The 14958-nt window shown below is 59.8% G+C and carries 7 protein-coding genes and 2 pseudogenes; 4 read left to right on the top strand and 5 right to left on the bottom strand.

What is annotated here, in order from left to right; translation table 11 throughout:
- Positions 1 to 43: 43 nt before the first annotated feature.
- Positions 44 to 1246 (bottom strand): cytochrome P450, encoded by a 1203-nt coding sequence (locus tag P6U30_RS10045; RefSeq protein ID WP_407151079.1) that lies wholly within the window; start codon positions 1244 to 1246, stop codon positions 44 to 46.
- 334 nt (positions 1247 to 1580) lie between these two features.
- Here P6U30_RS10045 and P6U30_RS10040 point away from each other — a divergent pair.
- The 3 genes and pseudogenes from P6U30_RS10040 to P6U30_RS10030 form a co-directional block, all read left to right on the top strand.
- Positions 1581 to 1858 (top strand): annotated as a pseudogene (locus P6U30_RS10040) (transposase); the annotation flags it as partial.
- Between the two features lie 993 nt (positions 1859 to 2851).
- Complete coding sequence (locus tag P6U30_RS10035) at positions 2852 to 5323, top strand: hypothetical protein (protein ID WP_280973349.1); 2472 nt, start codon at positions 2852 to 2854, stop codon at positions 5321 to 5323.
- Positions 5324 to 5345: 22 nt separating this feature from the next.
- Positions 5346 to 6124 (top strand): annotated as a pseudogene (locus tag P6U30_RS10030) (DDE-type integrase/transposase/recombinase); the annotation flags it as partial.
- A gap of 223 nt (positions 6125 to 6347) precedes the next feature.
- Here P6U30_RS10030 and P6U30_RS10025 read toward each other — a convergent pair.
- The 3 genes from P6U30_RS10025 to P6U30_RS10015 all read right to left on the bottom strand — a co-directional run bounded on the left by P6U30_RS10025 (position 6348) and on the right by P6U30_RS10015 (position 9371).
- A complete protein-coding gene (locus tag P6U30_RS10025; RefSeq protein WP_407152474.1) occupies positions 6348 to 6665 on the bottom strand; it encodes a transposase in 318 nt (105 codons plus the stop codon).
- Positions 6666 to 6746: 81 nt separating this feature from the next.
- Positions 6747 to 7181 carry a transposase gene (locus P6U30_RS10020; protein ID WP_280973351.1) on the bottom strand — a complete coding sequence of 145 codons (435 nt, stop codon included), beginning with the start codon at positions 7179 to 7181 and terminating at the stop codon, positions 6747 to 6749.
- A gap of 447 nt (positions 7182 to 7628) precedes the next feature.
- Positions 7629 to 9371 carry an L-tyrosine/L-tryptophan isonitrile synthase family protein gene (locus P6U30_RS10015; RefSeq protein ID WP_280973352.1) on the bottom strand — a complete coding sequence of 581 codons (1743 nt, stop codon included), beginning with the start codon at positions 9369 to 9371 and terminating at the stop codon, positions 7629 to 7631.
- Between the two features lie 1265 nt (positions 9372 to 10636).
- Here P6U30_RS10015 and P6U30_RS10010 point away from each other — a divergent pair.
- Positions 10637 to 11968 carry an MFS transporter gene (locus tag P6U30_RS10010; RefSeq protein WP_280973353.1) on the top strand — a complete coding sequence of 444 codons (1332 nt, stop codon included), beginning with the start codon at positions 10637 to 10639 and terminating at the stop codon, positions 11966 to 11968.
- A gap of 62 nt (positions 11969 to 12030) precedes the next feature.
- Here P6U30_RS10010 and P6U30_RS10005 read toward each other — a convergent pair whose 3' ends face one another.
- Complete coding sequence (locus P6U30_RS10005) at positions 12031 to 14259, bottom strand: hypothetical protein (protein WP_280973354.1); 2229 nt, start codon at positions 14257 to 14259, stop codon at positions 12031 to 12033.
- Between the last annotated feature and the right edge of the window lie 699 nt (positions 14260 to 14958).

Below are 14958 nucleotides of genomic sequence, written 5' to 3'. Positions count from 1 at the left end.
GCAAATCGCTGAGAAGATCGCGATCCCCGGCGGCGTCCGCGCATCACCAGAGCACCGGGAGCTCCTCGAACCCGCCAGTGATGATCTCCTTGCGCAACTTCAGTTCTTCGGGCGCCACGGCCAGGCGCAGCGCGGGAAAGCGCTGGAAGATCGAACCGAACACCGCCTTGAGTTCCAGCCTGGCCAGCGCCCCGCCGATACAGGAGTGCGGCCCGTAGGAGAACGCCAGATGCGGCTTTTCTTCGCGGCCGATGTCGAACATTTCCGGGTCGTCGAAATGGCGCGGATCGAACGACGTTGCCGGCAGGCCGACCAGCACCTTGCTCTCCGCGGGAATATGCACGCCCGCGATGGTCACGTCGGTCCTCGGATAGCGCATGATGCCGTCCCAGCCCGCGCCCGGCGGGTACATGCGCAGGATTTCCTCCACCGCCTTATCCGCCAGGGATGGATCGCCGACCAGGCGTTCGCGCTCTTGCGGATGGCGGAACATGGCCAGCAGGCCGAATTCGATTTGCGCGACGGTGCTCTCGTGCCCCGCCACCAGCATGCCCGCCGCCAGGCCGATCGCTTCTTCCTCGGTTGCCTTGCCCTGGTCGACCGCCGTGAGCAGATCCGTCAGCAGGTCGTCGCCCGGATCCTGGCGCTTGTCCCGCATCTTGCCGCGAATGTAGGCGCGCAGTTCGTCCCAGGCCAAGCGCGACGCGCTGCGCGGGCCGCTTTCATGCTGATGCGTCATCACCTCGTCGGATAGCCGGGCGAAAAAGGCGTGATCCTCGTAGAGCACGCCCATCAGCGCGCTGATGACCATGGCCGGAAGCGGAAACGAGACGTGGCGCTTTAGGTCGGCGGGCTGGCGCTGGTCCGCCAGGTTCTCGAACAATTGCGCGGCGATCGCTTCGACATGCTGCGCCAGCAGCTTTACCCTGCGGTTGCTGAAGGCCGGCGCCACGATCGTGCGTAACCGGACATGCTCGTCCCCCTCGTGCGAGACCAGCCACCCCGGCGAGCCGAGAATCACCGAATCCGGGGTGAATGCCGCCGGCGGCATTCCCGCCGGCCGGAACGCCGCGTCGGATAGCGCCGCCTTGGCTTCGTCGTAGCCTGTCACCCACCAGCCTTCGTGCCCGGACGGGAAACGCACGCGATGGATCGGACCGTTGGCGCGTAGCGCCAACATCTCGGGCGAGGGCTCGATGTGATCGACGCGCCACATCGGCAGCGTCGGCAAGGGTTGTTCGGACACGGTGGCACTTCACTCTCTAAGCGGTCGAAGGGCGGAAGGTGACCGGCAGGCGCTACGGGCAGCGGCTTCACGTGCAGTTGCCTTCACTCTGTTCATCGATGATGATCGGCGGGGAAGGCGGCCGGACCCTAGGACCTCAAGTTGGCCTTAGCCATCTACCGAATCTTGTAGTAGCCCCCTAATGCCTGGATGTCGTAGACGTCCTTGATCTTCGCTTTGCCCGCCTGCCCGAGACGCGCTGGTCTGCTCTGTTCAATGGTACTCAGCAGCGTCCGCAGGACCGGTTGCGGCTACGATCTCGCTCCGGAACCGATCTGGCTGCCCTCTCAGACAACTCGGCAGCCAGAAGTCCGCTGTCCTGCGCAGCCTGATCAAACCGCCGCCGCCAGACTCTGGTACCAGCCGCCATACTCGCCAGACCTCGATCCGATCGAACAGACCCTCGCCAAGATCAAGCACTGGATGCGTTCCGCCCAGAAGCTCGCGATCGACGATATTTGCCGCCATATCGGCGGCCTTATCTCAACCATCCAGCCCAACGAATGCAGCAACTATTTCCAAAATGCAGGATACGCTTCTATCAAACCTGAAACGCTCTCATTGGCCGCCTGAACCCCGGACCTCGGCAGTAGATTCTATCGTCGCCAGGAGAGTTTGCGTGGCTTGGGGCCAGAGCCGAGACTGCACTCGCGCGGTACTTCGTTCCAGCCTGACGCAAGCAAACGTTCTGACCCGCCAGCCCTCACATCAGGCGAAGTTAACGCGTGGCATATCCCTTGCTGAATCTCTCGCTGCTGGAATTGCACGTCCAGCTTTGAAACAGGGCGCCGTCGGGACAACGTATTTCGAGCCCGGCGGCGTATCTTTCTGGGAATAGGGGATCAGGCTCATTTCCGGCCTCCGATCAACACACCGTTGCTGGTAGTGCGAAAGCAGCAAACAGGAACACCAGCCAACAGAACAAGCCGATGGTGAAGATGGCGAGTAGCGTGGAGCAAGGTACAGCGGGGGATATTCTGCCAGCTCCTCGATGGAGACGCCGGTCTTCACACGCCGGATTTTCGACTAGCTGACCATGTCGTTCCATCGCCTCGATCAGCACCGGAACAATCACCTTCAACCGCTTGCTGCAAACTCGGTCCGAGGCCTCCCAAAGTAACGCGTGTCTTCGCCGTGATTTTGTAAAGCCGCCGGAAAAAGAAAGAGGGAGGCTGCGCCGGCTTTGCGGCGGGTTGGAGGTCGAGAGAGGCCCGAGGTTGGCCGCCGCGGAGACTGCTCCGATGGCTGCTGCCGTTCTGCCCTGTGTGTCGGCACCGGCGTCAAAAACCGAACACGTAATGACCGACTTGGTATAAGAATGGCTTCGTTACGCGACTATTCTCGCGGCCATCGACCAGAAAGCGGAATTTGCGAGCTTCATTGAAAACTCACATTTCTACGAAAACTGGTCAGGAGCGCACAAGAGTGCGCTCAATTCACGGTTCCGATGCCACCGGAATGAATATCTAATTCATTTGAAGGCGCGAGCGATACGTCGCCCCGCCCGGACCTCCGACCACTCGAAAGCCCGCCGAGTGACATCCCAGTCGTCGCGATCATAGCCCTGTGATCGCCGCAATCGAGATCAAGGCGATCGCCATCGTCAGGAGCCAATGCCTCAAATCTTCAGTTGAAGACGCTCTTTTGGCAGCTGGCGCTTTTTCTGGCGGCACGCACGATGCTGCTACGCTTTGGAGAAGGCACTTGCTGGCCATCATTCATTCTATCTTTCCGCTCGGCCACGTCAGGTTTTGGAAAGCTAACGTGAGTAGCGAAAGAACGAGGAAGCGATGCCAGCGGACTGAATGCACCATGGACCGATACAACACGATCAATCCTGCCGATAACGATTCCGTTGCGTCCGATGCCACCGTGGAACAGTCGCAACGACCGCAAGTGGCGTTTGAGCAACACTTGGGAGAGGCGCGACAGCTCGGCCCGATATATCCTCATAGGGAGCTTCATGACATCACTGAAGAAGACGATCGCCTCATCCAAGCAGCCTCTGGCGCTGCTCTCAAGCGAGGGCCACCGCCGAATGCGACCACCGTCGAAATTTACGACCGTCGGCTTCGCAAATTGGCCGAGGCGCTGAAGCAGTCTGGCCAGTCGATTGCTGGGCTCGATGACGATACGTTGCTTGAGTGCTCCAAGAAGCTACTGCCAACAGACAAGGTCATCGTTGCCGCATTGTCGCTGGTTAGCAAGTACCGCGAGCGGAGCGCCAGCGCTCTCGCAACACATTACCGTCCGTCCAAGGAAGACGCTCGGCTCATCAGAGAGGCGACCGCAGCAGGCTTTGGTCGAACCATCGACGCAAAGACTGCCGGAAATTATGCTAGCTGCCTTCGGAAGCTAGCAGCAGCCCTTCGACCTTTGTCAATTGCCAAGCTCAGCGACAAAGCGCTGCTCGGCCATGCCGACGCTTTATTTCCGAATGACAAGAAAGTCATCTACGCGTTGAATAGGCTGAGCGAGTACCGCGCGATCGCCGGACCGGACAATTTGGGTGGCGAAGGAGGCGTCTCGCGCCTGCCAATGCAGCCTACCGCCGATTTGCCCGTGCAGCTTTTTGATCGTGCGCAGTCTTCGGGGGACGCTGCAGACCAAGACGGCCCCATGCTGGCCGACGATTTCAATGCTCCGCAGGCTTGGCAGGGAATGGATTTAGCCGCTCATTCTCCCGCGCAACGTGGCGCCCGGGATGTGCTTTTCAACGCTGTGGATCGGAGCAGCGTGCTTCCGGACGCTACCTTCGATGCGCCGGTCCCTTGGCAGGGAATGCGTTACGCCACCCACTCGCCCGTGCAAAGTGTCGCCCAGGACGAGCTTTTCGATGCCGCAGATCGCGAGGGCCTGCTGCCAGCCACGCCGTTCAATCAACCAGGCGCTCGTGGGCTTTGGCCAGGGACCAACTCAGCTGCCTGCCCTCCCGCACAAAGTGTCGCTCAAGGAGAGCTGTTCGATGCCGCGGATCGGAACGGCGCTGTGCCTGCTCTCGGTCTCGATGCATCCGAGGTTTGGGCGGCGATGGGACCAGCCACCCAACTGCCCGTGCAAAGCGTTCTTCGAGCGGATCTTTTCGATGCCGCGATCTGGCAGCCCAGCTCACGGCCGCAGAATCCTCTCTTTGAAGAAGACTTTGGACGGATGATGGATCGAGATGCTGCGGTCCCGGCCACGCTTGATCCGACCTCCGCCGTAGCCAGCGAGAGCTTTGATGCGTCCTTGACCGTTCCCGAGGATTTCTCCCATGGCACACAGCCTGCGCCGGACATGATGCGCTCCAAGCTCGGCCGCTGGGGTCTGCTACCGGATGCAGCACAGCGCGTAAAAACCTACGACATTCACGGTGAACGCTATACGGCCGTGTTAGGACCGCGTGGGCGCAGCGATGTTCAGCTCATCCATCTGCGGTCTCCTGCTGTTGGTGATACATTTGATGTTTCGTTCGCCGTGCCCAAGGATTTTCGCCATTGCACGCAACTGGCCCCCGACATGATGCTTTCCACGTTGGGCAAGTGGGACTTCTTGCCTGTTGCGGAACATCCGGTGATGAACTATGAGATTGCCGGCGAACGCTACACGGCTGTGTTGGGGCCGAGAGGATCCAACGACGTTCAACTCATTCATCACCCCAGGCTCGCTTTTTCGGGTGACGCTGCACTTGTGGGGCGGACGGCTACCCAGCATATCTACCGCGCCCTTGCACCCGGGTTTGATCCGCCCGTGTCGTTCGAATTGCGAAGGGACGCTCCTTCTCCGCTGGCACCGAATCTTCCACCGCCGTCTGCCGCATCGGGATCGGGCCATCAACCGTCCCCGCAACTGCCTGAACTCGGAGAGTTGTTCGGCGACGACTGGAGGCACGGCCCCCGAGAGGCTTCGCCTATCGTGATCGACATGCTCCGAAACTTGGACCTTCTGCCGAGCCGGGATGTCCCAATGACCCGCTTTTTGATCCACGGTCAGCCCTATACGGCCGAAAGCCTATCCGAAGGCCGCGTCCTTCTCTTCCATCGGCCGCAATTTGGTTGAACGCATTGCCCGTCGCCCCTTCGGACAGCTGCCGACGGAGATGCGACGGCTGAAACAGCTCGAGGAGAGAACGGCAAACTGAAGAAGCTGGTGGCGGACCTGTCGCTCGATAAAGAGATGCTACAGGACGTGATCCGCCGAAGGCTATGAGGCTTGGCCGGAAGCGCAAGCTGGTCGACGAGGTCTGTGGCGAGTGGCAGGTCTCGATCCGCAGAGCCTGCGCGGCGCCGGAGTTTGACCGCTCGACCTACCAATACAAGTCCCGTCGTTCCAGACAGGCTGCCCTCGAACAGAAGATCAAGGAGATTTGTCATGCCCGCATTCGCTACGGCTATCGCCGCGTTCACGTGCTGCTGCGTCGTGAAGGATGGCGCGACGGCTAGAACAAGACCCGGCGCGTCTACCGCAAGTTGGGCTCTGCAATTGCGCTACAAAGCGCCCAAGCGCCTCGTCAAGGCCAAGCTGCACGATGACCGCAAGCCGGCGACGCGATCCAGCGAGACCTAGGCGATGGACTTCGTCCATAACCAGTGGCAACAGGATACAAGCTTCGCGTGCTTACGATCATCGATATCTTGTCGCGGTTCTCACCGGCGCTGGCGCCACGGTTCACCTTCCGCGGCGCCGACGTCGTTGCGGTGCTGGAAAAGGGCCTGCAAGGAAGCGGGCTTCCCGGCGACGATCCGCCTCGATCAAGGCAGCGAGTTCGTGTCGCGCGATCTTGACATGTGGGCCTACCAGCGCGTCGTCACGCTGGACTTCTCGCGGCCCGGCAAGCCAACCGACACGGACGTTGTCGACAAGCCCCATGTCGCAAAAGCCTTGCTTTGTCGGGATCGCGGCTTTGCCCGCCACCGCGTATACTCCTTCTCGGCGTCGCGTCCTCGTTCCTCAGCCCTCTTCGGGGGGATGTTGTAATCATAATACGATCCACGCTGGGCATGGCTGGTGGGTAGCCCAGCGCGCAGTTCGATGTTCCGAACTTGCGTGCCAGCAGGCCGGCCTCGTCTAGATGTAATCAGCGCTACTGGTCAGCATATGCCAGATGATCATCGCAAGCTTCCGCGCCGTCGCGACTGCCGCGATGTGCTTGCCGCGTCGTGAAGCCACACGCTGGAAGAATGCACGTAGCGGTCCCGGCGAACGGGCGACAGCCCATGCTGCTTCGACGCGCATTCCGCGAGCTTGGCGGCGGCCCTGCTTGGTGATCCTGCCATGGTAAGCGGCCCTCGCCAGACTGCCTCACAACCGGGTTTAGCCCCAGGTAGCTCACCAGTCTGGTCGGATCGGCAACGCGCCGAATGTCACCGACGGCAGCGGCCACGCCCGAAGCCACCGACATATCCACACCCGACAGCATCATCAGCCGCCGGACGACCCGATCGAACATCGCTTCACGCGCGATATCCGCCTCGACCTCCTTCTACGCCCCCTGGACCAGGTCGATCTGCGCCAGGTGCCGCTTGATTGCGGCACGCTCGTCGGCAGGTCCTACCTGGGCGGCGATCCACCTGCGACCGCCAATCCTTCCAAGGTTGAGGTGCGGACAGGGCCGAATGAGGTGGGCGTGAAGGATCGACTGAATGAGGTTCTTCAAGCGCACCCGCTGACGCACGAGCTGCGTACGGCGCGCCACTCGCCGTCGCAGGGCCATAGTGCGCTCATCGGGTACCCAGACCTCCGGAAGAGATCCGGTGGCGTACAACTGTGCGAGCCCGGTAGCATCAATCGCATCCCTCTTGACCTTCGCGCGTGCGATCAACCGCATCTGCATCGGGCTGGCTATGACAATACGGTCGACATACGGTGCCAGAACTACGACAACGGCCGCGGCACTGCCGGTCGCCTCGACAACCACGTGATCGTCATGGGTGAGTTCTTCCTGGCGAAAGCCTCCAAGCTGTCACGGGTTATGGGAATGCGGCCGAGCTGGTTAGATGACTCTCGAGCAGCGCCACGGCCTCGGCTGCCACGCGATGGATGTCCATGCCAATGATGCGCATCTCTCCCTCCATGGTCAGTGCGACAGGGAGCTGCCGGCAACACGACAATTACGGATCCACGCTCGCAGCGCATCCGGGCTAGTCGCAGGGGCGGCCAAATAACGACCTCGCACTCGCAGTTCATGTCAGTGCGACGGCTTGCCCGCACGTGCGTGCTCCCGGTGGCCCGAGGCCCGGATCGGTCTACGCTAATGGGCCAGATCGAGTCTGGAAACCGGGACATCGGCCACATCATGCCGGATAACGCCTTCATCGAGTTCTTCAGCGGTAAGTCCCAGACCCACTTCAGTCCACTTATCTGATCATCCATTCGCAACAAGGGACGTGCCCTCTAAGAGCTCCACGAGCGCTTGAGCGTCAGATGCAGAGATCGTTGGAGATAGGTAAACGACCGGCTGCTTGGCGCGGATGTGTCGAGCCAGCAAGCCTTCTTCATTGCCACATACGACCACGCCGCGTGCACCTGCTGATTCGAGGTACTCCGCTAGATCAATTGCGATACAGGTCTCATCTGGGGTTCGGCCGGTCGTAAGGGTGGCCGTGCCGTGCCAAGGAGTACGCTTCCTCGTTGGACTCACGTGAACGGTAAAATGGCCAGAAGATTCCGGTTTTTGGTGGATTGACATACGCAGTGCATTCGGAAACACCGCGGCGACATCATCGAAGCCTACCGGATTTTTCGAACCTGTATTGGCCTCATATGCCGAGCAATATAAAGCGGCTCCCCGCAAGGATTCGTCAATCAACCGCCGACGCAATCGCTCGAGCTTCTCATCATCCTGAGGCAGGTATATTGTCTGCATGGCTTCGACGTAGAGCCGCTTCTCGTCCAGCCCGGTTTGGCGCGCAGCATCAGATATGCAAGAATGTTCGAGAGAAAATAAAATTGGCTCGAAGAGAGGTCTTAACACTCCCTCCTCATCAATTTCGGATAGTTCTTTGTGCATTTCATCGCGTCCGCGCGTGGACCATATAGCGGGTAGAATTCTCTCGACATCCGATAGGAAGGCAGCTTTGCGTTTAGCGTAGTAACGCATGGCCGCTTTGTGACCAGATGTGTCTTGGATGCTTTTCTTAATTTCCGCGTAATCAATAAGACGGAAGAATCGTTGATCAATCGAGAATGCCTCTAACGCATCAGATAGGACTTCGCGATATTCAGCGATTTGTTCCAACGAAACTGTGTCGAAGCAGGGATAGCGCCCGGCATCACGACATGCAAGAATTCGCACCGGTATGACAGGAGCGTCTTTAAACGAGAACCAGCTGCGTATTGGAATGGACGATACCGCAAGCTCGACGAGTAGACGAACAAAAGTGGGTTCATGGTTTACTTGAAGGATCGGAGGATTCGCCGCAGCCTTCCGAAGGAACTTTCGAGTCGCAGCGCATTCTTTTGGGTTTTTAATAAGCTTCTCACATTCCTGGATGGCTGCTTCAAAGAGATGCTTTACGCCGCACTTCTCGTCTGTCGCAGCCGATTGAGCGCATTCGCGGGCGCCGTCTCCTACCCGTTTGGCGACATCTTCGATCAGCTTTGCCATCTTCTTCTGCGCGACGTGGCACGCACGTGACAAGCTGTAGAGGAACATCAGAGTATAAAACTCTCCCATGTCGGGAAGTGTTCCACGGTTCTTCAGCGGCGTTGACGTCCGAAATGGGAGGAGCAAAATTGCGAACTCGACCTCGCCATTTCGTTCAATTACACGAGAGATTTGGCAGCATCGCTCGTATCGGCCCGCCTCGCTGATGAAGCCTTTTCGAATAGACTTTTCGGTCACCACTTCACAAATCAGCGCCGCGGGACCAATCTCCCCCAAGCGCTCGTTCCGCAGCACGCGATTCACTGCCTTTGACGAAAGATTGGTTACCAGCTGGTCTCCCGAACGCTGCAATGAGCTTATTATTGCGCGCTCGAACGCCTTGGCATCGATCTTCAGAGATTCAGCATTAGAGTCTCCGCGACGGGCGAGGGCTTCAATTCGCGTCAAACGCTCAAACGTGCTGCCGAGCGCATCAGTATTGTATTCGATTTTCTGGAACATCCTAGGATCTGTACCTAACGACCGAGTGAAGCGCTCCAAGTTTGCCGGAGGCAATTTGGTTTAAGTTGTGCTGCAGACATGCGTCCCCATTGGCCGCTTGAGTAAGGCCATCGTCGGCCTTTTGTCTCCAGTGACCTGTTCCTGAGTGCTCCCTTCAGATGATGTTTGAGTCCGGCTTGAGCCGCGGCCCAATGCCGTATCGCCGCAAGGGAATGGTCTGTTTCCCATTGCACCAAATTCCGCAGTGAACGCTCCGGCACGCCGTTGGAATCGCTGACATCGCAAGTTTCAACCGCCCTACCGGGCGAGCTCAGCAACGCATTATCCGCAAGCAAGATGGTCGTAAGTTGTCTTCGTCTTCATACTACACCTCCTATTGGAGGCGTTTGATTGCGAGCGTGCTTTGCCATCCAATTTCGAACGCGCGTGCACGCAGATGCGCGAGCGAAGCAAAGCCGTCATTGCCCAGACGTCGGCCGCTCGCCCTGGCGGTCAGACCTGATGGCAGAACTCAATACGAAAGGAAGGCTATTTCCCCTTGGGTCGGCCGTGATGAAACCAAATCCACTCACGGAGGCGCGCCCCCATTGCTCGTAACTTTGATTTTCAACGTCCTGGAGCTCACCCCCTGGCGCATCACGCTTGTCCCTTAGCGACCCGCCGAGCCTGACCGAACATTATCGCCTGATCCCTGCGGCACCGGGCGAGGTTGATCGTTTTCATGGTACCGTCAAAAAATGCGAGCTCCTATGGTCTTTGATCGCACACAGCCCCTTCATTCTGCAGCGGACCAACCCGACAAAGCAGGCGGCCTGCGCGCAACTAGCAAGCAGCGGAGCAAAAACCGGACCAAATCGCGCGATGCGTTCACCGTGCGCCACCAGTTGAACGCTGCAACCACGCGGCGGCCCTTCTGTGTGAAAACAGGCGCTGCCTGTTCGTCGCCCAACAATTTTGTCGCAAACTCGCCATTGCGCGGGAGCACAACGACTGCCCCGCCCGACAATTAGAGCGCCTTTCCTATTCATTTTTGCTGGCGATCGCCGCGATCGGTTCAAGGTCTGAATGGGGCGCAAGAGCTGGGCATTTTTGTTGCACTCATCGCCGTGAGCTTCGTCCTGGCATGCGTCAGCCAGGTGTCGCGCACCGGAACGCCGAGCCCGGCCACCTCAAGCTAGACGACGTGTAGAGCAAGTGAAATGCAACGCGCGCGACCTGACTGGTCGAAATGTTCGGCCGCGACTAGAGCTTCAGACGGATCGAGGATGGCTAGCCAATTTACTCGGGAGAAGCCGGAGCCGGTCCTGGTTCCGGCAGACGAACGCTTGACCGGCCGCGCCGTGTGGGGAGCAACTATCGGCAATATTCTGGAATTCTACGACTTCGGGACCTATAGCTTTTTCGCGATCCAGATCGGCCAGGCGTTCTTCCCGGCAAGCGACTCGTTCGCCAGCCTCATGTTGTCGCTCGCAACGTTCGGCGCGGGTTTTGTGACCAGACCGATCGGGGCTATGGTGCTCGGCTCCTACTCGGATCGGGCCGGTCGGCGGCCCGCGATGACCATCAGCTTTGCCATGATGAGCGCGGCGATCCTAGTGTTGGCGCTTACGCCCTCGTACGAGGCAGTGGGAATTGCCGCTCCATTGCTGGTCATTTTCGCACGTTTGGTGCAGGGCTTTGCGCTGGGCGGTGAAGTTGGCCCGACGACTGCCTATTTGCTGGAGGCGGCGCCGGTCGAAGGGCGCGGTCTTGCTGTCTCGTTTCAGCCTGCCAGCCAACAGATCGCCGCAACGGCCGGCGCGCTTGTCGGAGAAATACTCTCCCTGACCATGACAAGCGAGGCGCTCAATGCGTACGGATGGCGGATCGCGCTCCTGCTCGGCGCCGCTACGCTGCCGTTCGGATTTTGGCTGCGGAGCGCCTTGCCCGAAACGTTGCACCGCCCCGAAGCGGCGGCTCCCGTCGTCCAGTCTGTCAAGAGATCGCCTGCCGCTCGCCGCATCATGAGCCTTGGATTCGTCATTTTGGCGAGCTGCACGATTATCACCTACGTCACGGAGTATATGACCACCTATGCGCTGCACACCCTGCAAGTTTCTGCGCCTCTCGCCTTTGCCACCACGCTCATCAGTAATGCGGTCGGAATCGCTGCCGCATTGCTGGGCGGTTGGCTTGCGGATCGGGCCGGACGTCGGCACGTCATGATATGGCCGCAGATCACTGCGTTGCTGATGACTTATCCCGTGTTCTTGTGGATCGCAGAGAGCCGCAGTGCCGTCGCACTTCTTGGAGGTCTCGGCGCGCTCACCCTCATCGGAACCATTCCGTATAGCGCCTTCTATGTGAGTCTCGTCGAAGGTTTACCCAAGAACATTCGCGGCGGCGCCTTCGCGACGATTTATGCCTTTGCGATAGCGATCTTTGGGGGCACAGCTCAGCCCGTCGTCGCCGGGCTGATCCACGTGACCGGGAACGCGCTGGCGCCCGCCTGGTATATGCTTGTCGCCAGCGCGGCCGGGCTCTTTGCCATGCTCATGATGCCCGAGACCGCACCGCCGACAACTCAGATCGCCGCGAACAAGCGAAGCCCGGCATAGCCGCCGGATACTGTGATCACGGCTGCCCACAAGTGGCACTCTGCCGCGAGACGGCCAGGTAACTAGATCCCGAGGCGAGAGAACCGCATCGACGCGTATTCTGCCTCGGCAGACCGATACCACGGGTTGGCGCCAACTGCGTTATTCAACAAAGATCTACAGAATGCAGGTGTGAGCTTGCCGCGGTGGATCACGACGTTTTCGTGTCCCATCGCGGCTCGCGCGTTCTGCCAGTGCCGATTGTAGCCGCGCTGTTCATGGGACTTCACATGGCAAGCGGCGAAGTCGGCGTCACCCAGCATCGCCAACTGCCACGCAGATACCGGCCGCGTTGTATGGATGTGCACCCACATCGGACTCGGCATCGCGCGGTTGCGCAACGCCTTGGGCTGCAGCTTGATCTCGAACAACGTCCCCGGATCGCCGTTCAACGCGCGCGGTTGATCCGGAGGCGCCAACTCCCCCGCCGCTTGCAATTGTTCAAGGTAATTCTGCGAGGGAAACGCATAGGTTTTCATGCAATCGACTGTGATCGCCGTCCTTTGCGCGTTCAAAGCGTTTGCTTGACCCTGCACCTCAGACAACATCGCCTTGAGTCGTACTATTTTGCTGTGCACTTCGCGCACCTGCAAAGGCGTGAGGAGGCCACTGCGACGGAGCTCCTCCAGCGCGGCCACACAGGCCTCACTCTCAGCGGCCTGCCTCTGCAGGCGCTCAATGACGGTGCCAACGACGTGGTCGGCATCTTCGGGTTTCATCTGGCGGGTTTGCGAGACGGCACTTTGCTGACCGGGCAGGTCGAACTCCAAGAGTTCGTCCAATCGAGAGAGCAGTCCGGTCAGTGCCTTCCTAGAGGGTGGAGCCTGCCACATCGCCAGGTGTGCGGTTGCCGACGAAGACGCGATCGCGTGTGCTTCCTCCACGCTCGCGAGTTTCTTCGTGCCCAGATCCGAGAGCACGACAACTTTGGCTGTCGGGGCCCTGCCGGCGTCGGGCTTGGCGAGCTGCGGCTCGGGCCGCCCCGTCGAACTGCCCTCGCCTGCGGCCGGTGCGCGCTTGCCCTTCCCCTTTCTGCGCCCTGCACTCCCTTCAGCCGCTGCAGTATTTTGCGCTATCGCAGCCTCGGCCAGCGGTTCAATCATGGCTGGCGTCTTTGGCTGCACTGCCATCAGCCGCATGACTTCGTGCGCCGTGACCCACGCACCTTCGACGATCTGGTCCAATAGTTCCAACGGCAGGTCGCCCGCCGTTCCGGCATCCTTTAGACCGACAACGATGCCGTGCACGCCTAAAGCAAACTCCGAAAGCCGCTCCATGACCCCTTCAAGGACAGCGCAGTGCTCTGCATCGAGTGGCCGTCCTCCGCCGTTCAGAACAGCGTCGGACGCCGAGAGGAATGCCGGAAAGACATCCTCAATGAAGGTCCCGAGCAGACGTACCCGCCCGTCCTCACCCACGAGGGCCTCGCGCACGGCTGGTTGGAACGTGCTCGCCAGCGGCCCAATCAAGACCTGCGCAAGAGCAATCCGCGATTGCAGATACATGCACTTCGTATACAGTGCCCAGCCTGTATGCAGCCGTAGCGTAGACTCTTCGGCCTGTCGCATTTCGGGCGAGGCGCTTGGTAAGTCAGCGGTGGCTGCACAGACGGACTGCATCCGCTCCGAGCGCAATGCCTTCTTTCCCCACCACTCCATGCAGTCGATATAGTGCTTCGACACACCGGCGACGACTCGGCTCAGCTGATGGGACGGCGCATTACTTTTGCGCGTATCTTCGAGAACTTCAGCCGCCTTCTTCCTGCTCTTCTCAAAGCCGTAGATAATCGGGGTGGCCACGACGTTACATTGGTTCCCCGCATCCAGCGTCCCGTCGCGGAGTCGGCGAGCCTGATCGTCGGGCAGGATGCGACGCGCCAAATCCGGCCGCAGGCTTGCGTAGTAGTCCAGAACTTCCGATCCTGCGCCAACGACTTGATCGATCAGCTCTTGCGCCTGCTCAGGGCTTTGGGCTTGCATGGCCGCATTGCGGCTGACATCAAAGTTCTCAAGCAGGCGGCCAATCTTTCGCTTCGCTGCCTTGATTTCGCCGATTCTTGGGGCGGCCACAGCCGAACTTGGCGGGTGGCTAGCATGTGGTGTCGCTCGATCTTGCCGCCCAGAATGCATCCGCTCCAAGGCGGCGTCGAAAAATTGGCTGCCTTCCCCGGGGACGAGGCTGGAGGATCCCCGGGCGCTGTTCGCGGGTGCAGCCTCACCGTGCGATTGGCCAGATCGATCAATGCCCGTCATATTCCAACTCCGATATGGTCGAGAATGCGCGCCCTGTCTGGATAGGTCTCCTGGCTGACGAGCAGCTGACGAAGGGCATTCCCGTCGATGAACAAGAAAATCAGAATCACCGTGGGCTCCAGTTCCGCGATAGCCGCGGTGGTGCTAGCGGCCGCGATGAGGGATGCCCGCGTTAGGTGGGCGATAGTAAGCTGCAGTGGATTAGGGCGATCTTGTTCTGCCTCGCAGGCAGACCGCCATAAGGATCTGCGCTGTCAAGCTCTGCCGGCATCGGCGGTGACGGCGATCCTTAAGAGCCCGCCGATACCGGCGGCTTTGTCTAGATGGACTTGGAAATTCCAAACACCGCACAACCGCCACAAGAATGCTAGCGTCCCGAAACGGACGGCAGGATTGTGGTGAGGCAAACGGGCGCCTTCGGTCTGCCGCACGCGTCCTATTCTCCGGGAAGGAGATGCAAGTCTCCGACCGAAGATTTTCCGGATCCAACGCTCAGACGCCAAACCAGACCAGAGGTAGAACGCCCGTCAACACATCGCCTTCCGCTCGTTCGAATCGAGCATAGCCGGCTTGCGATACTCGTCCTCAACGTACAGCACATCCCCAATCGGCTCATAGAAATATCGCAGCAGGCGCGTCGAGTGCCACCCGCTGTTTGACAAACTGGCGCTCGATGTCCGACAGGCCCGTCTCCAGCAG

Origin of the sequence: Bradyrhizobium sp. ORS 111, assembly GCF_045571485.1 — a bacterium.
In the GTDB taxonomy this organism is placed as follows: Bacteria; Pseudomonadota; Alphaproteobacteria; order Rhizobiales; family Xanthobacteraceae; genus Bradyrhizobium.
The sequence above is the reverse complement of the archived record's forward strand: the minus strand, read 5'-3'. Positions and strand labels throughout refer to the sequence as shown.